Source organism: Erythrobacter sp. HI0063 (assembly GCF_001635685.1).
GTDB lineage: Bacteria > Pseudomonadota > Alphaproteobacteria > Sphingomonadales > Sphingomonadaceae > Qipengyuania.
In genome coordinates this window covers 21,928-43,430 of sequence record NZ_LWFF01000066.1, presented here as the reverse complement: position 1 = coordinate 43,430, position 21,503 = coordinate 21,928, and the positions used below count along the sequence as shown (strand labels likewise).

Sequence of the window (21,503 nt, the reverse complement as noted above, 5' to 3'; positions counted from 1 at the left end):
ATCGGCCTTGCGGTTATCGTCTCTCTCGCGCCGTCGATCCTGAGCGGACGAACCGCGACGGCTTCGGTCCCCTGGGTGCCCGCTCTCGGCCTCGATCTGTCGCTGATGATCGATCCGCTGGGGTTGATGTTCGCCGGAATGATCCTGGGCATCGGATTGCTGGTGGTAATCTTCGGCCATTTCTACCTCGCCGCGGGCGAAGCGACGGGGCGGTTCTTCGCCAGCCTGATGCTGTTCCAGGGCGCGATGCTGGGGATCGTGATTTCCGGCAACGTTTTGCTGCTCCTGATCTTCTGGGAGCTGACGAGCCTGTCCTCCTTCCTCCTCATCGGGTTCTGGCGCCACAAGGCGGAGGCGCGGCAGGGTGCGCGCATGGCGCTGGCCATTACGGGCGGGGGCGGCCTGTTGCTGATCGCGGGCGTGGTCATGCTGGGCCTGACGGTCGGGTCGTTCGATCTGGCGACGATTTTGGCGAGCGGAGATGCGGTGCAGCGCTCGCCGCTCTACCCCGCGATCCTTATACTGATCCTGCTCGGCTGTTTCACCAAGTCGGCCCAATTCCCGTTCCATTTCTGGCTGCCGCACGCGATGGCCGCGCCCACGCCCGTCAGCGCCTATCTCCATTCCGCCACCATGGTGAAGGCGGGCGTGTTCCTGATCGCGCGTTTCTGGCCGGTGCTGTCGGGTACCGATCTCTACACGATTATCGTGACCGGCGTGGGCCTCGTCACCATGACGTTCGGCGCGTGGGTGGCGCTCTTCAAGCACGATCTGAAGGGCATCCTCGCCTATTCGACCATCAGCCAGCTCGGCCTGCTTGTCATGCTGCTGGGCTTCTCGCTCGAAGCGGCGGCAGCCGTCGCGGTGCTGCACATTCTCAACCACGCGGCGTTCAAGGCCGCCCTGTTCATGTCGGCGGGCATCGTCGACCACGAAACCGGCACGCGCGACATCCGCAGGCTGGGCGGGCTTGCCAAGGTGATGCCGGTCACGGCGACGCTGGCGACGCTCGCCGCCGCCGCGATGGCGGGCCTGCCGCCGCTGGGCGGCTTCATCTCGAAGGAATTGATGCTGGGCGAAACGCTGGAAGTGGGCCTGTTCGGCCTGCCCTGGCTGGTGCCGGTGGTGGCGACGATCGCCGCTACGCTTTCGGTCGCCTATTCGCTGCGTTTCGCCCTGTTCCTGTTCTTCGGGCAGGCGCGCGATCCCGAACCCCATGCCCGCGCGCACGATCCGGGTGGGGGAATGTGGCTGCCCGCCGCTCTGCTGGTGCTGATCGCCGTGCTGCTGGGCCTCATACCCGGCCTGCTCGCCGGATCGCTGGTCGCGTCGGTCAGCGCGGCGGTGGTCGGCGGCGCGGCGCCCTATGTGGGGCTGTATCTGTGGCACGGCATCAATCCCGCACTGGGCATGAGCGTGCTGGCCGTGGCGATCGGGCTCATCGTGCTGTGGCGCTATGCGCCGATCCTGCGCCGTTATGAAGCGGTGCGGCATCTCGACGCCAAGACCATGTTCGAAAGCGCTTTGGGGCGGATCAATCGCGCGGTACGCAGGCTGACCGTGGCGATCCATGCGCCTTCGTTACAGCGCATGCTGATGCTGGTGGCCGCCGTGATGGTGCTGTTCGCGATCGAGGCTATCGGCGCGGGGGGCGTCTTCACCGGGCCGCGCGAGGGGGTCGAGGCATCGCCCGCGGCGATTCTCGCTTGGGCATTGCTGATCGCGGCGACGGGCGCGGTGCTGCACGCACAGCACCAGCGATTTCGCGTGCTCATCTATATCAGCGTCATCGGCCTCGTCATATCGCTCGCCTTCGTGCATCTGTCCGCGCCCGACCTTGCGCTCACGCAGATCTCGGTCGAGGTGGTGACGATCCTCCTCCTGCTGCTAGCGCTCAATCTTCTTCCCAAGACGCCGCCCGCATTGTCGAGCGTGACGCGCCGGGTGCGCGATGGCGCGCTGGCCGTGATGGGTGGGACGGCCATGGGCGCGATCGCCTGGGCGATGCTGACGCGCAATCCCAACGATCCGATTTCGCAATATCATCTCGCCAACAGCTATTCGGGCGGGGGCGGCACCAATGTGGTCAATGTCACGCTGGTCGATTTCCGTGCCTTCGACACGCTGGGCGAGATCATCGTGCTGGGTATTGCGGGCCTCGCGATCTTCGCGCTGCTGTCCACCACGTCGCGCGGCCATGCCGGGCATCGCCTGCGTACCTGGCAGGAGGATATGCCGCATTCGCCCGAAAGCCATCCAGTGATGTTCGTGATGGCCACTCGCATCCTGCTTCCGCTCACGCTGACGGCGGGGATCTACATCTTCCTGCGCGGCCACAACCAGCCCGGCGGCGGCTTCATCGCGGCGCTGGTGGTGGCGATCGCATTCATGCTGCAGTATCTCGCTTCCGGATACGACTGGACGACCCGGCGACGCCGCATTTCCGAACACACGCTGATCGCCTTCGGCGTCCTGATCGCGATGGCGACGGGATTGGGCTCGCTGCTGTTCGGCGCGAACTTCCTTGCGAGCGCCTTCGACTATTTCACGCTTCCGCTGGTCGGTAAGTTCGAGCTTGCGACGGCCCTGCTGTTCGATATCGGCGTATTCTCCGTGGTCCTGGGCGCGATCATGCTGGCGCTCGCCCAGTTGAGCCACATCGCCAAGCGGGCCGCGCGGGCCCATGCCAAGCGAAGCGATTCATCCAAACGGTCGGGCGATCGTGGGGAGCAGGCGCAATGACGCTCGAATTCCTCATTGCGAGCGCCATCGGCGTCCTCGTCGCCGGCGGGATCTACCTGATCCTGCGCGCGCGGCTCTTCGCGGTGGTTCTGGGGCTGACTCTGTTCTCCTACGCGGTGAACCTGTTCCTGTTCGCGTCGGGCCGTCTGGTGGTCGATGCGCCGCCGATCTGGTCGTATGACGTGGATACCTATACCGATCCGCTGCCTCAGGCGCTGGTGCTGACCGCAATCGTCATCACATTCGGGATGACCGCTTTCGTCGTGATCCTCGCCCTGCGCAGCTTCCTCGAAACCGGCAGCGACCATGTCGACGGGCATGACGTGCCGACCGACGATCAGGCGGGAGGCGGCGAATGAGTTTCGCGTCCTCTTTGGCATCCCAATTGGTGCTTGCGCCGATCGCGCTGCCTGCCCTTGCTGCGCCGCTGGCCGTGCTGCTGATGCTGCGCCGCCGTGCTGCCGGAGTGGCGGTAAGCTTCGCGTCCTGCGTTGCCGTGCTTGGCGTGGCGATCGCGCTGCTCGTCCTGTCGGCAGACGGTACGGTCAGGACTTACGAGGTGGGCGACTGGCCCGCGCCGTTCGGCATCGTGCTCGTTCTGGATCGCCTGTCCGCCATCATGCTGACGCTGACGGCGGCGCTGGCGCTGATCGCGCTGGTGCACGCCACCGTCACTCGGGTCGATCGGGACGGCTGGCATTTCCATCCGCTGTTCCAGTTCCAGCTGATGGGATTGAACGGCGCGTTCCTGACCGGCGACCTGTTCAATCTGTTCGTGTTCTTCGAAGTGCTGCTGATCGCGTCCTACGGCCTGATGCTGCACGGGCAGGGGCCTGCGCGGTTGAAGGCAGGGGTCCAGTACGTCGTCGTCAATCTCGTCGGATCGTCGATCTTCCTGCTCGCATTGGGCCTGCTCTATGCGCTGACGGGTACGCTGAACATGGCGGATATGGGCGTTCGCATTCCGGCTATCGAGGCCGACGATCAATGGCTGCTGCGCATTGCCGCGCTGCTGCTGTTCGTCGTCTTCGCGATCAAGGCGGCGATCGTGCCGCTGCATCTGTGGCTCCCGCGCACCTATGCCGTCGCAACGCCCGCCGTCGCCGCCCTGTTCGCCATCATGACCAAGATCGGCGTCTATTCCATCATCAGGGTCACGCCGCTGATCTTCGGCGACGATGCCGGAGCGGCCGCCTGGGCGCCCGCGCCCTATCTGCTGCCCGCTGCGATGGTGACGGCGCTGCTGGGCTTTGGCGGCGTGTTCACGGCCCGCAGCCTTTCCGAACAGGCGGCCTATGCGATCATCGGCTCCACCGGCACGTTGATGATCGCCGTCGCCGGATGGCAGGCCGATACTGTGGGGGCGGCGCTGTACTACCTCGTGCATTCGACGCTGGCCGGCGCCGCGCTGTTCCTCATCGCCGACGTCGTCGCACGCCGCCGAGCGGGCTTCGTCGATCATGCCACGCCCGGTCCGGTCTTCGCGCATCGGCAGAGCGTGGCGATCCTCTTCATGGTCGCCGCGATCGGCGTGACCGGCCTGCCGCCGCTATCCGGCTTTATCGGCAAGCTGCTGATCCTCGACGCCGTGGCCGACCTGCCGCTATGGGGTTGGGCGTGGACGGTGATCCTGCTGACCACGCTGATCGGAGTCATCGGATTCGCGCGTGCGGGCAGCACGGTGTTCTGGAAGGACACGCCACTGGATGAAGGAGACGGCGCAATGGCAGTGCCCTCGTGCGCGGACATGATCGCGCCCGCCGCCCTCCTCGTGCTGCTGGCCGCCCTGTCGGCGGCGGCCGGTCCGGCAACCGCCTATGCGGACGCGGCGGCTGCGCAATTGCTCGATTCCGCTGCGACCGCGCGCGCCGTATTGGACAACGGATAGGATCGTGCGGCGCATTATTCCCCATCCCGGCCTGTCGGTCCTGCTGCTGATCGTATGGATGCTGCTGCAGAATACGCTCAGCTTCGGGGCGCTGGTGGTCGGCATCGTGATCGGCATTCTCGTTCCGATCTTCACCGCGCCGTTCTGGCCCGGGCGCCCCCGTATCGGCTTCCTCCACGGCTTCGCCTATCTGGCGCTGGTGCTGTGGGATATCGTCGTGGCGAATTTCGAAGTCGCCTGGATAATACTGTTCAAGCGCAATCGCGATCTCAAGTCGGCCTGGCTGGTCATTCCGATCGAGCTGGATACGCCCGAAGCGATCACCGTGCTTGCCGGAACGATCAGCCTGACGCCGGGCACGGTGACGTCCGACGTTTCCGCCTGCGGCGATTTCCTGCTGGTCCACGCGCTCGACAGCGCGGATCCTGCCGCCGATATCCAGCGGATCAAGACCCGCTACGAAGCGCGCCTGAAAAAGGTGTTCCGATGATCCAGTTCGCCATCGTCTTCGGCTTTGTCTGCCTTTCGCTCTCGCTTGCGCTCAATCTGTGGCGCCTGCTGCGCGGGCCATCGGTAGGCGACCGCATCATATCGCTCGACACGATGGTGATCAATGCGATCGCCTTCATCGTGCTGATCGGGATCGCTCTGGCGGACGACACCTATTTCGAGGCGGCTCTCCTGCTGGCGATGGTCGGTTTCGTCGGCACGGTGGCCTATTGCAAGTTCATCCTGCGCGGGGACATCGTCGAATGAGCTGGCTGGCAACCGTCGCCGAATTCGTGGCTGCGTTCGTGATCGTGCTGGGCGCGGCCTTCGCGCTGATCGGAAGCTGGGGGCTGGTGCGCCTGCCCACGCTGATGGAGCGGTTGCACGGTCCGACCAAGGCGACGACTTTGGGTGTCGGAGGGATATTGGTCGGCTCGATCCTGGTCTCCCGGCTTGAGCAGGGGGCGTGGAGCGGCCATGAATTGCTGATCACGCTCTTCCTTTTCATCACCGCGCCGATCGCCGCCAACATGATGGCTAAAGTGCACCTGCACCGTCTGCGGCTGCGCGACGCGGCGATCTCGCCCGGGCCGGCCGGCGCCCCGCCCGAGCCCGGCGGCGAAGCGGGCTGGGCGACGTACGAAGCGCCCCAGCCGGACACGCCGGTCGCGACGTCGCGGGAATAGGCATTGCAAACACGATCCGGCTCAGATCGAAAAGCCGTTGCGACGCGGCGCAAGGTCCTGGGCCTGGGACTGGGCATGGCCTTTACCGCCGCGCTTCCCGCATGCAGCCGAGAGAGCGGCGATGGCCGCTTCAAAGTGGTCACCAGCTTCACCGTCATTGCGGATATGGCGCGCAACGTGGCGGGCGATGCGGCGGTGGTCGAATCCATCACCAAGCCCGGCGCTGAAATCCACAATTACCAGCCCACGCCGCGCGATCTCGTCGCGGCGCAGGATGCGGATCTGATCCTGTGGAACGGCCTCAATCTGGAAATGTGGTTCGGCCAGTTTCTCGACAATCTCGGCGATATTCCCGATGCGGTGGTGTCCGATGGCGTCGAACCGATCGGGATCGGCACAGGCCCCTATAGCGGCAAGCCCAACCCGCATGCCTGGATGTCCCCCGACGCGGCGCTGGTCTATGTCGACAATATCGCCGCTGCCTTCGCGCGGCACGATCCTGAGAATGCCGCCACCTATGCCGCCAATGCGGACGCCTACAAGCAGCGCATTCGCGAGGCCATCGACCCGATCCGCGCCCGTTTCCGCGAGATTCCCGCCGAACGCCGCTGGCTCGTCACCAGCGAAGGCGCCTTCAGCTATCTCGCGCTGGATTTCGGCCTTCGGGAACTGTATCTCTGGCCGATCAACGCCGATCAGCAGGGCACGCCGCAGCAGGTAAAGCGCGTGATCGACCGGATGCGCGAAAACGCGATCCCCACCATCTTCAGCGAAAGCACGATCTCGCCCGATCCCGCCAAACAGGTCGCACGCGAGACGGGCGCGCGGTACGGCGGCGTGCTCTTTGTGGATTCGCTCAGCGAAGCGGACGGCCCGGTGCCGACCTTTATCGATCTGTTGCGCGTCACCTCGCAGCGGATCGCGGACGGGCTGACCGGTTGAGCGCCGAGGAAACCGAACCGGGCTCGGGAATCCGGGTCGCCAATGCGAGCGTGACCTATCGCAACGGCCACACGGCCCTTGTCGATGCGAGTTTTGCCATCCCGACGGGATCGATCACGGCGCTGGTCGGCGTGAACGGGGCAGGCAAATCGACTCTGTTCAAGGCGATCATGGGCTTCTTGCCGGTATCGCAGGGATCGGTCGCCGTGCTGGGCCGCCCCGTGCGCCGGGCGCTCAAGGAAGGGCTGGTCGCCTACGTCCCGCAGAGCGAGGATGTCGACTGGAACTTCCCGGTCCTCGTCGAAGATGTCGTGATGATGGGTCGCTATGGCCGCATGGGGCCGTTCAGGATCGCGCGTGCAGCCGATCGCGCCAAGGTTGCCGAAGCGCTCGACCGGGTGGGCATGACCGATTTCGCGCGCCGCCAGATCGGCGAGCTTTCGGGCGGACAGAAGAAGCGCGTCTTCCTCGCCCGCGCACTGGCGCAAGACGGGCAGGTGATTCTGCTCGACGAGCCCTTTACCGGTGTTGATGTCACCACCGAAGATTCGATCGTCGCGCTGTTGAAGGAATTGCGCGCGGAAGGGCGCGTTATGCTGGTGGCGACGCACAATCTCGGCTCTGTGCCCCGGTTCTGCGACCGGGCGGTACTGATCGATCGCACCGTGCTCGCCGCCGGGCCAACGGGGGAGGTCTTTACCGAAGACAACCTGCGCCGCACCTTCGGCGGCACGTTGCGGCGGTTCTCCTTGCGGCCGGACGAAAGCGAGGCCGACCGCGCGCAGGGGCCCGCCGCATCGACGCTGCTGTATGACGACGAGCATCCGCTGGTCCTCTACGACGATGACAGCGAGAACGAGAGCCCCACCCGATGAGCGGCGCGGCTATCGAACCCTTCGCTTACGATTACATGGTCAATGCGATGTGGGTGAGCGCGCTGGTGGGCGGCGTCTGCGCCTTTCTGTCGGCCTTCCTGATGCTCAAGGGCTGGTCGCTGATCGGCGATGCGCTGTCGCATTCGATCGTTCCGGGCGTGGCGGGCGCCTATATGCTCGGCCTGCCGTTTTCGCTCGGCGCTTTCCTGTCCGGCGGGCTGGCCGCGGGCTCCATGCTGTTCCTCAACCGCCGGACGAAGCTGAAGGAAGATGCGATCATCGGCCTGATCTTCACCTCCTTCTTCGGGCTCGGCCTGTTCATGGTCTCGATCTCTCCGACCTCGGTCGATGTGCAGACCATCGTCCTCGGCAATATCCTGGCGGTGACGGCGAGCGATACGGTGCAGCTCGCCATCATCGCGGGCGTCTCGCTCGTGATCCTGACCGCGAAATGGAAGGATCTGATGCTGGCCTTCTTCGACGAGAACCACGCGCGCGCGGTCGGCCTCGATCCCTCGCGGCTGAAACTCCTGTTCTTCACTCTGCTCGCAGCCTGCACGGTCGCGGCGCTGCAGACGGTGGGGGCCTTTCTCGTCATCGCTCTGGTCGTGACGCCCGGCGCGACGGCCTATCTCCTGACCGATCGGTTTCCCCGCCTCATCGCGATCAGCGTGGCGATCGGCGCGGTGTCGAGCTTTTTGGGCGCGTATCTGAGCTATTTCCTCGATGGAGCGACCGGGGGCGTGATCGTGGTGTTGCAGACGAGCCTGTTCCTGCTGGCGTTCGTCTTCGCGCCCAAGCATGGCCTGCTCGCCGCGCGGCGGCGGCGTCTGTCCGCGAGCGCTCCAGCGTGATGGACCCGCTCGCCCCCTTCGCCTTCGGATTCATGCAGCAGGCTTTCGTTATCGGCGTCTGCGTCGCGGTACCGTCGGCGCTGCTATCCTGTTTTCTGGTGCTGAAGGGCTGGTCTCTGATGGGCGATGCGGTCAGCCACGCGGTCCTGCCCGGCATCGTGCTGGCCTATGTCGCGGGGCTGCCACTCGCGATCGGGGCGTTCGCGGCGGGGATGAGCTGCGCGCTGGGCGTCGGCTATCTGAAGGAAAACAGCCGGATCAAGGAAGATACGCTGCTCGGCGTGGTCTTTTCCGGCATGTTCGGGCTCGGCATCGTGCTGATGACCAAGATCGAGACCGACGTGCATCTTGATCATATCCTGTTCGGCAATATGCTGGGCGTGAGCGATAGCGAGATGATCGAGACGGGGGCCATCGCGTTCGTCGTGTGCGGCGCGCTGCTCGCGAAATGGCGCGACCTGCTTCTCCACGCCTTCGATCCGCAGCAGGCGCGCGCCATCGGCTTGCGAACCCGCTGGCTGCATTACGGCCTGTTGTGCATCCTCGCGCTGACCATCGTCGGTGCCTTGCGGGCCACCGGCATCATTCTGACCATCGCCATGCTGATCGCACCGGGGGCGATCGCCTTTCTGGTGACCGACAGATTCGCCCGTATGCTGCCGATCGCGGTGGTCGTGGCAGTCGGGGCGACGATCCTGGGCGTGTGGCTCAGCTTTTTCCTCGACAGCGCGCCTGCGCCCACCATCGTCCTGCTGCTGACCGCGATCTTTATTGCCGCATTCGTCGCTCAAACCATGCGAGCGTCGCGCACGGCGTCAGCGGCTTCGCCCTAGGGTCAGACCGTTTCCGTTTTCAGGCGACGGGCCTGGAACGCGAAGCGCGCGGCCTTGCCGACATCGTTCTGGAACGAGGAATTGACGATCCCGCCCACGACCGATCCGACCACGGGCACAATCATGCCCGCCCGGCTGCGGAAGCTGGCGAAGGCGATGGCGCGCGAGATGCGTTCCACCGCCTGGTCGACCATCGGCACGATCTGTTCGTGTTCGGCATCGACGAGGTTGCCGTCCGGCCCGATCGCCGCTTCGAGATCGGCGATGCTGGTGGTCCGCTCTTCGGGATCGTCCAATGCCGCGAGTTCGAGGATCTGGAGGCGGAACAGCTTTTCCGCCGGACCTTCGCCGTCATATCCGTAAGCGCGGCCGGTATCGCGGATCGTGCGCAAGGCGATGCCGATGGTGGCGGGGATATCCGCGCTCATCGACAGCGCGCCGCCGAGGCCCGCCGCCGCGCCGGTGCTGGCGCTGATGGTGCGGGCAGTGCGCGCGACGCTCTTGGCGGCTTCATGGGCGGCGGTGAGATCGCTCGGGTCGTGATTGAAGCGGACGAGCTGCGGCATACCGACCGCGCGGTCCAACCCTTGCAGCACGGCCTCGACCGCGCGTTTGGGAATGACGCTGGCGATCGCCTTGCCGAAGGGGTGGGTCAGCCGCTCGATCCCGCGCCCGAGGCGTGAAGGCTTGGCGGTGCGGAAGCGGCGTTGTTCGCGTTCTATATCCATGGCAATCGAATGGATGGCGGCCCATCGCGTTCCCCGAAACTGTTCGAGGTCAGGGACTTGCGCCCGAGCGACTCAGCGATCGGTCAGCTTGAACAGCCCCATCCCCGCCAGCATCGCGGCCACGAAGATCGCAGCGGGGGCGAGGGCGGTGCCGAGCGAAGCGATCGCAGGGCCGGGGCACAGGCCCGCCAGACCCCAGCCGATCCCGAACAGCACCGCGCCTCCGATCAGGCGGGCATCGACGAGGGCCGTGCCGGGCAAGTGAAAGTCGGATCCAGCCGCTGGTGCGGCCATCCGCCGCTGGACTATCCAGGCGACGGCCATGACCAGCATCGCGCCGCCCATGACGAAGGCAAGCGTCGGGTCCCAATCCCCGAACAGGTCGAGAAAGCCGCGCACCCGCGCCGGATTCATCATGCCTGACAATGCCAACCCTGCGCCGAAGATCGCTCCCGAAACGAGCGCCAGAAACGCCCGCATCATCACCAGCCATATCCCAGTGCATTCACCAGCGCGACGGTCGCGATCCCGCTCGCCATGAACACTCCCGTCGCGACCAGCGATCGCGGGCTCAATCGGCTCATCCCGCACACGCCATGCCCGCTGGTGCAGCCCGATCCCAGCCGCGTGCCGTACCCCACGAACAATCCACCCGCGACGAGCCAGCCCCAATGCGGCGGGAACACCGCCTCGATCGGTTCCGCCGCGCCGAACAGGATCGCGCCGAGCACCAGCCCAGCCACGAACAGGATCGCGACAGGCCAGGGCGCGCCGCCGCGTTCGATCAGCATCGCCCGGCTCGCAAGGCCCGACACGCCCGCGATGCGCCCAAGGCCGAGCAGCATGATCGCTGCGGCGAGGCCGATCATCAGGCCGCCGAGAAACCCGTCGAGCGGGGCGGCATCAGGAAATCCGGGGAAGGTCATGAGGCAAGCACCACCAGCGTTGCGAGATAGGCCGCATAGGATAGCACCATCAACGCGCCCATCCACCGGGTCACCCGCTTAGCCGCCCAGGCGAGCACGAGCAGGAGCAGCGCGGCTCCGGTCATCACGCCCAGATCGAGCGGCAGCATTTCGCGCGTGATCGGTTCCGGCGCGAGCACCATGGTCGCGCCGCCGATGAACAGGATGTTATAGAGGTTGGAGCCCGCGACATTGCCGAAAGCCAGCTCGCTCTCTCCCTTGCGCGCGGCGAGGACGGAAGCGACCAGTTCGGGCAGCGACGTGCCAATGGCGACCACGGTCAATCCGATCACCGTTTCGCTGAGGCCGAAAAGGCGCGCCAGGTCGATCGAACCGCTGACCAGCGCCTGGCCCCCGGCGATCAGGATGGCGAGCCCGGCGATCGTCAGCAGGGACGGCTTGGTCCAGCCCGTCGGGGTCAGGTCGGCGCTTTCGGGATCGAATTCGGGATCGACGGGTGCGGTGCGTTCCGATTTCAGCGCGACGACGAGATAGATCGCCAGCGCCACCAGCATGCCTGCGCCGAGCAGTGTCCCGGCCCAGGCGAACAGGGTCGCGCCCAGAAGCAGCAGGGCCGCCACCGCGCCCACCAGCGGATCGCGCAGCGCGCCCTTGCCGTCCAATACGAATGGCGAGACCAGCGCCGCGCCGCCGAGGATCATCAGCGTGTTGGCGATGTTGGAGCCCACGATATTGCCCCAGGCGAGTTGCGGCGAATCCGCCAGCACCGCTTCCACGCTGGTCGCCAGTTCGGGCATCGACGTACCGAAGCCGACCACGACCACGCCGATCGCGAGCGAGGACAGCCGCGCCTTGACCGCCAGCAGGACCGAACCGCGCACCAGCAGCTCGCCGCCGAACACCAGAGCGGCAAGGCCGATCACAACGAGGAAGAGGGCGAATGCCATGGTGCAAGCCTATGAGAACGATTGAACCGGGTGCCGCGTCCGAACCGCTGTTCCGGCCGCGTTCGTCGCTCCTAGCCTCTCGATGCGCGCTGCGCCAGACTGCGGACACGCGCTGGCATCCAAGCCTCGAATGCCCTAATCTTGCGAAAAGAACGACCCGACAGGAGAGAGATATGACCAAGACCTACGCCAATCTGATCGACGGCGAGATGGTGACGAGCGAAGCGACGATCGACGTGCTCAACCCGGCGACGGAAGAGGTCATCGCCAAGGTTCCCGCCTGCGGAAAGGATGAGCTCGACCGCGCGGTCGATGCGGCGCGCGCCGCTTTCAAGAGCTGGCGCAAGACGACGCCGGAAGAGCGCCAGAAAGTCGTTCTGAGCATCGCGGCGGCGATCAAGGACAATGCGGACGAACTGTTCCGCCTGCTCACCAGCGAGCAGGGCAAGCCGCATGCGCAGGCGCAGCAGGAGATTTACGGCGCGGCGGGACTTGCCAAGGCGCAGTCGGGCCTGACGCTGGACGATGTCGTCAATCAGGACGACGATACGCGTCTGTCGCGCACCCGCCGCGTGCCGGTGGGCGTGGTCGGCGGGATCGTGCCGTGGAATTTCCCGATCATGATGGCGATTCAGAAGATCGTGCCCGCTCTGGTGGCGGGCTGCACCATCGTGCTCAAACCTTCGCCCTTCACGCCGCTGACGACTTTGCGCATCGCCGAACTGATCAAGGATGTGGTGCCCAAGGGCGCGGTCAACATCATCACCGGCGAAGACAGCCTCGGCCCGCTCATCACCGAGCATCCCGGCATCGACAAGATCACCTTCACCGGATCGACCGCGACGGGGAAGAAGATCATGGAAGGCGCGGCGCGCGATCTGAAGCGCATCACGCTGGAACTGGGCGGCAACGACGCCTCGATCGTCCTCCCCGATGCCGATGTCGAGAAGGTGGCCGAGCAGCTGTTCTGGTCGAGCTTTTCCAATGCCGGCCAGGTCTGCATCGCGGCCAAGCGGATCTACATCCACGAAGACATCTACGACGATCTGTCGAAGGCCATTGCGGACTATGCCAAGGGCGTGACTGTGGGTGACGGATCGCAGCAGGGCACCGGAGTCGGGCCGATCCAGAACAGGAAACAGTTCGAGCGGGTCTGCGAATTGATTCAGGATGCCAAGGATAATGGCTACAACTTCCTGACGGGCGGAGACACCGATCCTTCGGGCACCGGCTATTACGTGCCGATCACCATCCTCGACAATCCGCCGGAAGACGCGCGGATCGTCGCCGAGGAACAGTTCGGCCCGGTCATGCCGCTGATGAAGTTTTCGACCGTGGATGAAGCGATCGCGCGCGCCAATGCGTCCGAATACGGTCTGGCGGGCGCGATCTGGTCGAAGGACACCGATGCGGCGGTCGAAATCGCCGAACAGCTCGAAACCGGCACGGTGTGGATCAACGAATTCATGCACCTGTCGCCCTTTGCGCCCTTCGGCGGGCACAAGCAGTCGGGCTTCGGCGCGGAATACGGGATCGATGGGTTGAAGGAATTCACCTATCCGCAGGTCATCACGGTCAAGCGCGACGCGGTGGTGTGATCGAAGCTGCGCGGGACTGAAGAGCGTCATCCCAGCGAAAGCTGGGGTCTCGTTCCGACGGAGCGCCGGGCCGCGAGAGATGCCAGCTTTCGCTGGCATAACGATTTGGGGGGTAGGGGGCTGAGCGGACGCCGTTACGCCCCCTTGAACTCTGGCTTGCGCTTCTGGAGGAAGGCCATGCCGCCTTCCATCGCATCCTTGGAATTGCCCGCCACGCGCTGCGCTTCGGCTTCGTATTGGAGCGTGGTGGCGAAATCGCCTTCGAGCCCGCGGCGGATCGTCTGTTTCATTTCACCGAGCGCGACCGTCGGCCCGCCCGCGAGCTTCGCTGCCAGCGCCTTCGCCTCGTCCATCAGGGCATCGTCGGCGACGCTCTTGTAGATGAGGCCGATCCGCTCGGCCTCTTCGGCAGGAATCTTTTCGCCCAGCATCATCATCCGCGTGGCCTGCGCCTTGCCGACAAGGCGCGGCAGCATCCAGCTCGCCCCGCCATCGGGCACGAGGCCGATATTGACGAAGGCCTGGAGGAAATAGGCGCTCGATCCGGCGACCACGAAATCGGCCGCCAGAGCGATCGAACAGCCGATGCCCGCCGCCGGGCCGTTGACGGCTGCGATCACGGGCACGGGCAGGCTGGCGAGCGCCATGACCATCGGATTGTAATGGTGGCCGAGCGCGGTGAAAGCGCCTTCGCCGCCGCCCAACGATCGCTCGCCCCGCGCGGCTAGATCCGCGCCCGAACAGAAGGCTCGGCCTGCCCCGGTGATCAACACCGCGCGCGCGCCGTCCAAATCGCGGATGGCGGCGAAGATCTCGTCCGCCATGTCGGGCGGGCAGGCGTTGAGCCGATCGGGCCGGTTCAAGGTGATCGTCAGCACGTCGCCTTCGCGCGCTGTCGTAATCAATTCGAAGCTCATCCTGTTCTCTCCCGCTCGAACCGTTTCAGGCCGCAACCTATCGTCGCGGTCCGGCCACGCAAGGGATCAGTTCGAAAGATCGACGATCCGCCGCATCAGTGCGCGCATTTCCTCCATGCGCCCGGACGGCAGATCGCCACGCGCGACCTTTTCCAGCGCGTGTTCGACCGCGATCACCTCGTTCAAAATATCCTGCGCCGCATCGCGCGCCTGGAAGCGGCGGCGCGCATAGGCCCCGGCATGAAACAGCAGCGGCGGGACGTCATGCGCTTCGAAAGCGACGACTTCGCCCACCAGAATGACATGATCGCCGCCTTCGTATTCGTGCCGGGTCCGGCATTCGAAGCGGGCGGCGAAATCGGCGAAGAGCGGCGATCCCAGCTCGCCCGCTGCCCAATCGAGCCCCGCGAACTTGTCCGCGCCGGAGCGGGCGAAGCGATCCGACAGGTCCTGCTGGCTGGCGGCGAGGACGTGGATTGCGAAGTGACCGCTCTTCGTGAACGCCTCGCGCGATTGGGCGGATTTGGCCAGCGACCACAGCACCAGCGGCGGGTCGAGGCTGACCGAATTGAAGCTGCTCGCCGTAACGCCCACCGGCGCGTCGTCCTCAGCCAGCGTGGTCGCGATAGTCACGCCGGTCGCGAACGAGCCCAGCGCATCGCGAAAGGCGCGGCGCAGGGTTGCGGGATCGGATGGCTCGGCGGGCTGCATCGCGCCACCCGGTGGGGATTTGCGGGCCGATTGGCAAGCCCGCTTGCGCATGAGGGGCGCCCTCATTGCAGCGCCGGTCCCGCATCGCTACCTGTCCCTCGCAAGAGGAGATAGACCATGCGCGACTGCACCAAATTCTACATCGACGGCCAGTGGGTCGACCCTGTGAGCGAGGATACCCGCCCGGTCGAGAACCCGGCCACCGAAGAGACGATCGGCCATGTCAGCTTCGGCACCAAGGCCGATGTCGACAAGGCGGTGAAAGCCGCGCGCCGCGCTTTCGAAAGCTTCAGCCAGACCAGCCGCGAGGAACGCCTGACGCTGCTGCGCGCCATCCAGGCCGAGATCGAGAACCGCAAGGAAGAACTCGCGACCGCCGTCAGCGACGAGATGGGCGCGCCGATGTCCCTCGCCAACGGGCCGCATGTCGGCCTGCTCGCCGGGCACTGTGCGACTGCGATCGAGATCCTCGAACGCTTCGAATTCGAACGCCAGGACGGGCCGACTCTCCATGTCTGGGAGCCGATCGGCGTCGTGGGCATGATCACGCCCTGGAACTGGCCGCTGAACCAGATCGCCTGCAAGGTCTTCCCCGCGCTGGCGACGGGCAACACGATGATCTTGAAGCCCAGCGAGATCGCGCCCTTCAACGCTTATATCTTCGCCGAGATCATGGATGCGGCCGGCATTCCGGCGGGCGTCTTCAACCTCGTCAATGGTGACGGGCCGGGCGTGGGCGAGGCGATCAGCGGCCATCCCGATATCGATATGGTCAGCTTCACCGGATCGACCCGCGCCGGTGTCCTCATCGCCAAGAACGCCGCCGACACGGTCAAGCGCGTGGCGCAGGAATTGGGCGGCAAGAGCCCCAATATCGTCCTCGACGACAGCGCCTTCACCAAGTCCGTGATGCGCGGGACCACCGCCATGATGGGCAATTCGGGCCAGACCTGCACCGCGCCCAGCCGCATGCTGGTGCCGCACGCCCGGATGGAAGAGGCGAAAGCCGCCGCCAAGGAAGCCGCCGAGGGTGTGATCCCCGGCGACCCCAAGGGCAATGCCGCGATCGGCCCGGTGGTCAGCCGCCAGCAATGGGACAAGATTCAGGGCCTGATTGAAAAGGGTATCGAGGAAGGCGCGACGCTGGTCGCGGGCGGGCCGGGCAAGCCCGAGGGCCTCGAAACCGGCCATTACGTCAAGCCCACCGTCTTTGCCGACGTCACCAACGACATGACGATTGCGCGCGAGGAAATCTTCGGACCCGTGCTGACCATCCTGGGCTACGAGGATTACGACGACGCGATTCGCATCGCCAACGACACCGAATACGGCCTCGCCAGCGCGATCACGGGCGAGGATATCGAAACCGCCCGCAGCCTCGCCAAGCGCATCCGCGCCGGGCGCGTCGCGATCAATGGCGGTTACGACATGAACGCGGCGTTCGGCGGTTACAAGAAGTCCGGCAATGGCCGCGAATGGGGCGAATTCGGCTTCCATGACTTCCTCGAAGTCAAAGCCGTGATGGGGCACAGCTGATGGCGGGCCGTCATTTCGACGAATGGGAAGTCGGCGACCGGATCGAGCACGAGATCCGCCGCACGGTGACGGAAACGGACAATCTGTTTTTCACCACCATGACGCACAATCCCCAGCCGCTCCACCTCGATGCGGAAGCGGCCAAGGAGAGCGAGTTCGGACAGATCCTCGTCAACGGCACCTACACCTTCGCGCTGATGGTGGGCCTGAGCGTCGGCGACACCACGCTGGGGACGCTGGTGGCCAATCTGGGCTACGACAAGCTGGTCATGCCCAAGCCCGTCTTCATCGGCGACACGCTCCATGCCACGAGCGAGGTGATCGGTTTGCGGCCAAGCAAATCGCGGCCCGAAACCGGGATCGTCACCTTCCTGCACGAGGCGATCAACCAGCGCGACGAAGTTGTTTGTCGCTGCGAACGTTCGGCCCTTTTGAAAAAGGCCGACCAGGCATAAACTTTTGTCCGTGGACCCCTTCTCCTCCTCGCTCGTTGGTGGGCGCAGGAGGAGAAGCAGGCTGGACCATGAACCCGCCAGCGTAGGGGACGTTCTCGACGAGCTCGACCAGCTCGCCGACAAGGGCGATCAGGTCTGCGTGCGCGACGTCCTCGACGATTTCGGGCGGCGCAGCTTCGGCCCGTTCATGATGATTCCCGCTTTGATCGAGATCAGCCCGCTCGGCGGAATACCCGGCGTTCCCACCGCGCTGGCGCTGTTCATCGCTGTGATCGCGGCGCAATTGGTGATCGGGCGCGACCATATCTGGATGCCGGAATTCGTTCAGCGGCGATCGGTCGAAAGCGGCAAGCTGCACAAGGCGGTCGAGAAGCTGCGCGGCCTCGGCCATTGGCTCGACGGACACAGCCAGGACCGGTTGGAAAAGCTGACCGTGGGCATCTGGCTGCGCTTTGCGGGAGCCGTCGTGATCGCGCTGTGCTGCACCGTTCCCCCGCTGGAACTCCTGCCCTTCGCCAGCACGCTGCCCATGCTCGCCATCATCATGATCGGGCTCGGCTTGACGGTGCGCGATGGGGCCCTGCTGCTGAGCGCGCTGATCTTCGCTGGGCTCGCGGCGGCGATCGGCGTCTATCTCTATCTCGGATCGGATCAGACCGGCAGCTTCCTCCCCTTTTGAAGGTTGCGCCGCACGCCTGTCGCCTTCGCGCGCGGCAACTTGCCATTCATCCCTTCGCGCCTACATAGGACAGGTGAAAGGAACTGTCCTGAAATGAGCGATCAGAATCAGCCCGAAGATCCCCAAGGCAACGGCCCCAACCCCTGGGTGAAAAGCCTGATGGTGTGGGGCGGCGTTTTCCTGGCCTTGCTGGTGGTGGTGTCGGTGTTCGGCAATAGCGGCCAGCCTGCGGGCGAGGCGATCGGCTATTCCGATTTCCGCGACCGCGTGGCCGAAGGCAGTGTGCGCGACGTTCAGATCGCGGAAGACCGGATTTCCGGCACGCTGACGAACGGCGATGCCTTCAGCACGATCCCCGTCGCGAACGATACCTCGCTGACGACGCTGCTCGACGAAAACGGCGTATCCTATTCGGGCACGGCGAAGGAAGAGATGGGTGTTCTCACCTACATCCTCATCAACTCGCTGCCCTTCATCCTCATTCTCGGCATCGCCTTCTTCGCGCTGCGCCAGGTCCAGAAGGGCGGCGGCGCGGGCGGCGCGATGGGGTTCGGCAAATCGAAGGCCAAGCTTCTGACCGAGCGTCAGGGCAAGGTGACGTTCGACGATGTCGCGGGCATCGACGAAGCGCGCGAGGAACTGGAAGAAATCGTCGAATTCCTGAAGGATCCCTCGCGCTTCTCCAAGCTCGGCGGCCAGATTCCCAAGGGCGCTCTGCTGGTCGGATCGCCCGGTACGGGTAAGACGCTGCTCGCGCGCGCCATTGCAGGCGAAGCGGGCGTGCCCTTCTTTACCATTTCGGGCTCGGACTTCGTCGAAATGTTCGTGGGTGTCGGCGCGAGCCGCGTGCGCGACATGTTCGAACAGGCCAAGAAGAACGCGCCCTGCATCCTCTTCATCGACGAAATCGACGCGGTCGGCCGTTCGCGCGGCCACGGCCTCGGCAATTCGAACGACGAGCGCGAGCAGACGCTGAACCAGCTTCTCGTCGAGATGGACGGGTTCGAAGCGAACGAAGGCATCATCATCATCGCGGCGACGAACCGCCCCGACGTGCTCGACCCCGCGCTGCTGCGTCCGGGCCGCTTCGACCGTCAGGTCGTGGTGCCGGTGCCCGACATCGAAGGCCGTGAGAAGATCCTCGCCGTGCACATGAAGAAGCTGCCGCTGGCGCCCGACGTCAACCCGCGCACCATCGCGCGCGGTACGCCGGGCTTCTCGGGCGCGGACCTCGCCAATCTTTGCAACGAAGCCGCCCTGCTGGCCGCGCGCCGCAACAAGCGCCTCGTCGCCATGCAGGAATTCGAGGACGCCAAGGACAAGGTCATGATGGGTGCGGAACGCCGCAGCATGGTCATGACCGAGGACGAGAAGAAGATGACCGCCTATCACGAGGCCGGCCACGCGCTCGTTTCCCTGAACGAACCGGCATCCGATCCCATCCACAAGGCGACGATCATTCCGCGCGGTCGTGCGCTGGGCATGGTGATGCGCCTGCCGGAGCGGGACAATTACTCGTATCACCGCGACAAGATGCATGCGAACCTCGCAGTCGCCATGGGCGGGCGCGTGGCGGAAGAAATCATCTTCGGCCACGACAAGGTGTCGAGCGGTGCATCGGGCGATATCCAGTACGCCACCGACCTTGCCCGCAACATGGTCACCAAATGGGGCATGTCCGACAAACTGGGCCCGCTCCAGTACGAGCAGAGCCAGGAAGGCTATCTCGGCATGGGCCAGACAGCGCGCACCATGTCGGGGTCCGAGACCAACAAGCTGATCGATGAAGAGATCAAGCGGTTGGTCGAAGAAGGCCTCAAGCGGGCGACCGACATTCTGACTGATCAGGAGGACAAGCTCCATCTGCTCGCTCAGGCCATGCTCGAATACGAAACGCTGACCGGCACCGAGATCGACCAGCTTCTGAAGGACGGCAAGCTCGACCGGCCGGACCAGCCCAAGGGGCCGATCGCGGTCAAGCCGGTGGGCGGATCGACCGTGCCCAAGGCGGGCCGCAAGTTCGGCGGTTCGGGCGAGGGTTCGCCCGCAGGCGCCTGACCTTCCGTAAAAGAGCGCTTCAAGCGGCGTTCATCGAAAATCGAGAAAGAGCCCCGTTCGGATCGATCGAACGGGGCTTTTCATGCACGCATTTCTCTTGTCGGTGGGCGCGCTTGCGCTCGCTTCCACGGCGGCTTGGGCCGCACCCGCCGACATCAACGCGCAAAGCTTCTATCTCGATGCGAGGGATCTGGAAGCGAAGGGCATGAAGGCGATGTTCGACAAGCGCGCTCGCCCGGCGATGGCCGCCATGAAGGATGCAGGCGAACGCGTCCGTGCGGAGAACGAAGCGGCGACCAAGCGCGGCGCGCCGATCTATTGCGTCAGCGAAGCCCAGCGCAATAAGGGCATGACGCCCAAACTTGTCGTCGACATGCTCGGGCGCGTTCCGGAGGCTCGGCGCAAGCGCTCGACTCTGGCGCAGGCCTGGCGGGCGGCGCTGGTGCGTGATTTCCCCTGCAACTGAATGGTCCTGCGGGTGATGAGAGCGCGATCAGAACGCGCCGATCACCAGCAGCAGGTTGAAGAACAGGACTGCGATCACATTGACGAAGAACAGCAGCACCAGAAGCCGCCAGAAGGCTGAAAACCGCGAGAGCGAGTAAGCGCCGCGCAATTGGCGGTAGATATGGATCGGCGGCACGAGAAACAGCAACGTGCCGTACAGCCATTCGGGCGCACCCGCCTTGATCGCCAGCGATAGGGCGATGAAAAACAGCGACATGAACGCGATCGAATAGGTCACGAAGATGGCGTGATCATAGGCCCGGAAGTGGCGTTTCCACGCGAACAGCAGCCACACGAAGGGAACCGAGATCGGGATCAGCAGCCAGCTGAATTTGTAGCCGTTGGCCTGCAATTTATAGAGCATCAGGCCCGGGTTCTCGCGCCATTTCTCCACACCCTTGTCGATGAAGCCGATGCCCGTCTCGGGGCTCGTGAAGCTTGCGCTGTCGCCCGCATTCTTGACCAGCGCGGCCTCGCCGCGCCGCAATTCATCGAGGCGGGTGCGCAGTTCGGCCACGCGGGCCTCGGCAGCGGCGCGCTCGGGCGCTTCCGGAGCAAGGGCGGCCAGCTCGGCGCGGGCTTCCGCGCTCTCGGTTTCGAGCGACTGCTCGGCGGATTCGAAGGTTGCGCGCATCGGCGCGCCGGTATCGATATCGGTCGGCGTGGTGAGCCCGATCGCCTGAAATATCGCGAACATCAGAAAAATCGTGAACAGGAACAGCGCCATCGGCGAGACGAAGCGCTTGCGCTCGCCCTCGATATAGCGGCGCGTCAACTCGCCGGGCTTTACCGCCAGCATGGGCAGCGTGGCCCAGGTCTTGCCCTCGAAATGCAGAGCCCCGTGGAGAAGATCGTGCAGGAAAGCGCCCAGCGTGCGGTGCAGATGCGCCTGCTGGCCGCATTGGTGGCAGTGGGGACCTTGCAGCGGCGTTTGGCAATTGAGACAGGCGCTTTCCGCGAAATGTCCGCGATCGAGCGGCTGGCCGCTCGCGGCATTCGCTCTGCTTCCCGCCCTCACCGCCCGCGCGAACAGTCCGCCTTCCACGGCCGTGCCGATGCTTTCGCCGAAATCGCTCATGATACCCTCCGCCGTCTCCCTACCGTGGCAGGACCCCGCGCGTCGAGGTGGAAC

Annotated in this window: 23 protein-coding genes; 16 read left to right on the top strand and 7 right to left on the bottom strand. The window is 65.1% G+C overall.

Going from position 1 to position 21,503, the window contains the following annotated elements; translation table 11 throughout:
* The 10 genes from A3736_RS03290 to A3736_RS03245 all read left to right on the top strand — a co-directional run.
* Positions 1-2,742, top strand: a 2,742-nt coding sequence (locus A3736_RS03290) for a monovalent cation/H+ antiporter subunit A (protein WP_067679169.1), incomplete at its 5' end; no start/stop codon positions are given.
* A complete protein-coding gene (locus tag A3736_RS03285; RefSeq protein WP_067679166.1) occupies positions 2,739-3,101 on the top strand; it encodes a Na+/H+ antiporter subunit C in 363 nt (120 codons plus the stop codon). The genes A3736_RS03290 and A3736_RS03285, both read left to right, overlap by 4 nt.
* Positions 3,098-4,630 carry a monovalent cation/H+ antiporter subunit D gene (locus A3736_RS03280; RefSeq protein WP_067679164.1) on the top strand — a complete coding sequence of 511 codons (1,533 nt, stop codon included), beginning with the start codon at positions 3,098-3,100 and terminating at the stop codon, positions 4,628-4,630. The genes A3736_RS03285 and A3736_RS03280 overlap by 4 nt, the downstream gene beginning before the upstream one ends.
* 4 nt (positions 4,631-4,634) lie before the next feature.
* Positions 4,635-5,120 carry a Na+/H+ antiporter subunit E gene (locus A3736_RS03275; RefSeq protein WP_233999199.1) on the top strand — a complete coding sequence of 162 codons (486 nt, stop codon included), beginning with the start codon at positions 4,635-4,637 and terminating at the stop codon, positions 5,118-5,120.
* Entirely contained in the window at positions 5,117-5,386 is a 270-nt protein-coding gene (locus tag A3736_RS03270) for a K+/H+ antiporter subunit F (protein WP_067679161.1), read from the top strand. The genes A3736_RS03275 and A3736_RS03270 overlap by 4 nt, the downstream gene beginning before the upstream one ends.
* Positions 5,383-5,805 carry a Na+/H+ antiporter subunit G gene (locus tag A3736_RS03265; RefSeq protein ID WP_067679158.1) on the top strand — a complete coding sequence of 141 codons (423 nt, stop codon included), beginning with the start codon at positions 5,383-5,385 and terminating at the stop codon, positions 5,803-5,805. Before A3736_RS03270 ends, A3736_RS03265 begins: the two co-directional genes overlap by 4 nt.
* A gap of 75 nt (positions 5,806-5,880) precedes the next feature.
* Positions 5,881-6,747: a metal ABC transporter substrate-binding protein gene (locus A3736_RS03260; RefSeq protein WP_067679156.1), complete on the top strand. Its 867-nt coding sequence runs from the start codon at positions 5,881-5,883 to the stop codon at positions 6,745-6,747.
* A complete protein-coding gene (locus tag A3736_RS03255) occupies positions 6,744-7,622 on the top strand; it encodes a manganese/iron ABC transporter ATP-binding protein (protein WP_067679153.1) in 879 nt (292 codons plus the stop codon). The genes A3736_RS03260 and A3736_RS03255 overlap by 4 nt, the downstream gene beginning before the upstream one ends.
* A complete protein-coding gene (locus A3736_RS03250; protein ID WP_067679150.1) occupies positions 7,619-8,476 on the top strand; it encodes a metal ABC transporter permease in 858 nt (285 codons plus the stop codon). Before A3736_RS03255 ends, A3736_RS03250 begins: the two co-directional genes overlap by 4 nt.
* Complete coding sequence (locus A3736_RS03245) at positions 8,476-9,309, top strand: metal ABC transporter permease (RefSeq protein ID WP_067679147.1); 834 nt, start codon at positions 8,476-8,478, stop codon at positions 9,307-9,309. The genes A3736_RS03250 and A3736_RS03245 overlap by 1 nt, the downstream gene beginning before the upstream one ends.
* Positions 9,310-9,311: 2 nt before the next feature.
* Here A3736_RS03245 and A3736_RS03240 read toward each other — a convergent pair whose 3' ends face one another.
* From A3736_RS03240 to A3736_RS03225, 4 genes are all read right to left on the bottom strand, one after another.
* Positions 9,312-10,037: an EcsC family protein gene (locus tag A3736_RS03240; protein ID WP_067679144.1), complete on the bottom strand. Its 726-nt coding sequence runs from the start codon at positions 10,035-10,037 to the stop codon at positions 9,312-9,314.
* Between the two features lie 72 nt (positions 10,038-10,109).
* Positions 10,110-10,517, bottom strand: a complete 408-nt coding sequence (locus tag A3736_RS03235; protein ID WP_082851283.1) for a DUF6691 family protein — start codon at positions 10,515-10,517, stop codon at positions 10,110-10,112.
* 2 nt (positions 10,518-10,519) lie between these two features.
* Entirely contained in the window at positions 10,520-10,963 is a 444-nt protein-coding gene (locus tag A3736_RS03230) for a YeeE/YedE family protein (protein WP_067679139.1), read from the bottom strand.
* Entirely contained in the window at positions 10,960-11,910 is a 951-nt protein-coding gene (locus A3736_RS03225) for a calcium/sodium antiporter (RefSeq protein WP_067679136.1), read from the bottom strand. The genes A3736_RS03230 and A3736_RS03225 overlap by 4 nt, the downstream gene beginning before the upstream one ends.
* A gap of 173 nt (positions 11,911-12,083) precedes the next feature.
* Here A3736_RS03225 and A3736_RS03220 point away from each other — a divergent pair, with 173 nt between their 5' ends.
* A complete protein-coding gene (locus A3736_RS03220; RefSeq protein WP_067679133.1) occupies positions 12,084-13,508 on the top strand; it encodes an aldehyde dehydrogenase family protein in 1,425 nt (474 codons plus the stop codon).
* A gap of 134 nt (positions 13,509-13,642) precedes the next feature.
* On the opposite strand, the gene A3736_RS03215 is transcribed toward A3736_RS03220, so the two are convergent.
* Together A3736_RS03215 and A3736_RS03210 are read right to left on the bottom strand one after the other, a co-directional pair.
* Positions 13,643-14,425 carry an enoyl-CoA hydratase-related protein gene (locus A3736_RS03215; protein WP_067679130.1) on the bottom strand — a complete coding sequence of 261 codons (783 nt, stop codon included), beginning with the start codon at positions 14,423-14,425 and terminating at the stop codon, positions 13,643-13,645.
* Positions 14,426-14,491: 66 nt separating this feature from the next.
* Positions 14,492-15,187: a flavin reductase family protein gene (locus A3736_RS03210; protein WP_197465470.1), complete on the bottom strand. Its 696-nt coding sequence runs from the start codon at positions 15,185-15,187 to the stop codon at positions 14,492-14,494.
* A gap of 66 nt (positions 15,188-15,253) precedes the next feature.
* Here A3736_RS03210 and A3736_RS03205 point away from each other — a divergent pair, with 66 nt between their 5' ends.
* The 5 genes from A3736_RS03205 (at position 15,254) to A3736_RS03185 (ending at position 20,330) form a co-directional block, all read left to right on the top strand.
* Entirely contained in the window at positions 15,254-16,672 is a 1,419-nt protein-coding gene (locus A3736_RS03205; protein WP_067679126.1) for an aldehyde dehydrogenase family protein, read from the top strand.
* A complete protein-coding gene (locus A3736_RS03200) occupies positions 16,672-17,127 on the top strand; it encodes a MaoC family dehydratase (RefSeq protein WP_067679123.1) in 456 nt (151 codons plus the stop codon). The genes A3736_RS03205 and A3736_RS03200 overlap by 1 nt, the downstream gene beginning before the upstream one ends.
* 10 nt (positions 17,128-17,137) lie before the next feature.
* On the top strand, positions 17,138-17,806 hold the full coding sequence (locus A3736_RS03195) for an exopolysaccharide biosynthesis protein (protein WP_233999202.1): 669 nt from the start codon (positions 17,138-17,140) through the stop codon (positions 17,804-17,806).
* Between the two features lie 93 nt (positions 17,807-17,899).
* The gene (gene ftsH, locus A3736_RS03190; RefSeq protein ID WP_067679120.1) at positions 17,900-19,864 is read left to right on the top strand and encodes an ATP-dependent zinc metalloprotease FtsH; all 1,965 of its coding nucleotides are present in this window, start codon (positions 17,900-17,902) and stop codon (positions 19,862-19,864) included.
* 82 nt (positions 19,865-19,946) lie between these two features.
* The gene (locus A3736_RS03185; RefSeq protein ID WP_067679117.1) at positions 19,947-20,330 is read left to right on the top strand and encodes a hypothetical protein; all 384 of its coding nucleotides are present in this window, start codon (positions 19,947-19,949) and stop codon (positions 20,328-20,330) included.
* A 27-nt stretch (positions 20,331-20,357) separates the two neighbouring features.
* On the opposite strand, the gene A3736_RS03180 is transcribed toward A3736_RS03185, so the two are convergent.
* A complete protein-coding gene (locus tag A3736_RS03180; RefSeq protein ID WP_067679114.1) occupies positions 20,358-21,449 on the bottom strand; it encodes a DUF3667 domain-containing protein in 1,092 nt (363 codons plus the stop codon).
* Between the last annotated feature and the right edge of the window lie 54 nt (positions 21,450-21,503).

Excerpts from the sequence above, each read along its gene's own strand:
- A3736_RS03285 (WP_067679166.1), top strand. The coding sequence starts at position 2,739 with ATGACGCTCGAATTCCTCATTGCGAGCGCCATCGGCGTCCTCGTCGCC.
- A3736_RS03280 (WP_067679164.1), top strand. The coding sequence starts at position 3,098 with ATGAGTTTCGCGTCCTCTTTGGCATCCCAATTGGTGCTTGCGCCGATC.
- A3736_RS03270 (WP_067679161.1), top strand. The coding sequence starts at position 5,117 with ATGATCCAGTTCGCCATCGTCTTCGGCTTTGTCTGCCTTTCGCTCTCG.
- A3736_RS03265 (WP_067679158.1), top strand. The coding sequence starts at position 5,383 with ATGAGCTGGCTGGCAACCGTCGCCGAATTCGTGGCTGCGTTCGTGATC.
- A3736_RS03260 (WP_067679156.1), top strand. The coding sequence starts at position 5,881 with ATGGCCTTTACCGCCGCGCTTCCCGCATGCAGCCGAGAGAGCGGCGAT.
- A3736_RS03250 (WP_067679150.1), top strand. The coding sequence starts at position 7,619 with ATGAGCGGCGCGGCTATCGAACCCTTCGCTTACGATTACATGGTCAAT.
- A3736_RS03245 (WP_067679147.1), top strand. The coding sequence starts at position 8,476 with ATGGACCCGCTCGCCCCCTTCGCCTTCGGATTCATGCAGCAGGCTTTC.
- A3736_RS03240 (WP_067679144.1), bottom strand. The coding sequence starts at position 10,037 with ATGGATATAGAACGCGAACAACGCCGCTTCCGCACCGCCAAGCCTTCA.
- A3736_RS03235 (WP_082851283.1), bottom strand. The coding sequence starts at position 10,517 with ATGCGGGCGTTTCTGGCGCTCGTTTCGGGAGCGATCTTCGGCGCAGGG.
- A3736_RS03230 (WP_067679139.1), bottom strand. The coding sequence starts at position 10,963 with ATGACCTTCCCCGGATTTCCTGATGCCGCCCCGCTCGACGGGTTTCTC.
- A3736_RS03225 (WP_067679136.1), bottom strand. The coding sequence starts at position 11,910 with ATGGCATTCGCCCTCTTCCTCGTTGTGATCGGCCTTGCCGCTCTGGTG.
- A3736_RS03220 (WP_067679133.1), top strand. The coding sequence starts at position 12,084 with ATGACCAAGACCTACGCCAATCTGATCGACGGCGAGATGGTGACGAGC.
- A3736_RS03215 (WP_067679130.1), bottom strand. The coding sequence starts at position 14,425 with ATGAGCTTCGAATTGATTACGACAGCGCGCGAAGGCGACGTGCTGACG.
- A3736_RS03210 (WP_197465470.1), bottom strand. The coding sequence starts at position 15,187 with ATGCGCAAGCGGGCTTGCCAATCGGCCCGCAAATCCCCACCGGGTGGC.
- A3736_RS03205 (WP_067679126.1), top strand. The coding sequence starts at position 15,254 with ATGCGCGACTGCACCAAATTCTACATCGACGGCCAGTGGGTCGACCCT.
- A3736_RS03200 (WP_067679123.1), top strand. The coding sequence starts at position 16,672 with ATGGCGGGCCGTCATTTCGACGAATGGGAAGTCGGCGACCGGATCGAG.
- ftsH (WP_067679120.1), top strand. The coding sequence starts at position 17,900 with ATGAGCGATCAGAATCAGCCCGAAGATCCCCAAGGCAACGGCCCCAAC.
- A3736_RS03185 (WP_067679117.1), top strand. The coding sequence starts at position 19,947 with ATGCACGCATTTCTCTTGTCGGTGGGCGCGCTTGCGCTCGCTTCCACG.
- A3736_RS03180 (WP_067679114.1), bottom strand. The coding sequence starts at position 21,449 with ATGAGCGATTTCGGCGAAAGCATCGGCACGGCCGTGGAAGGCGGACTG.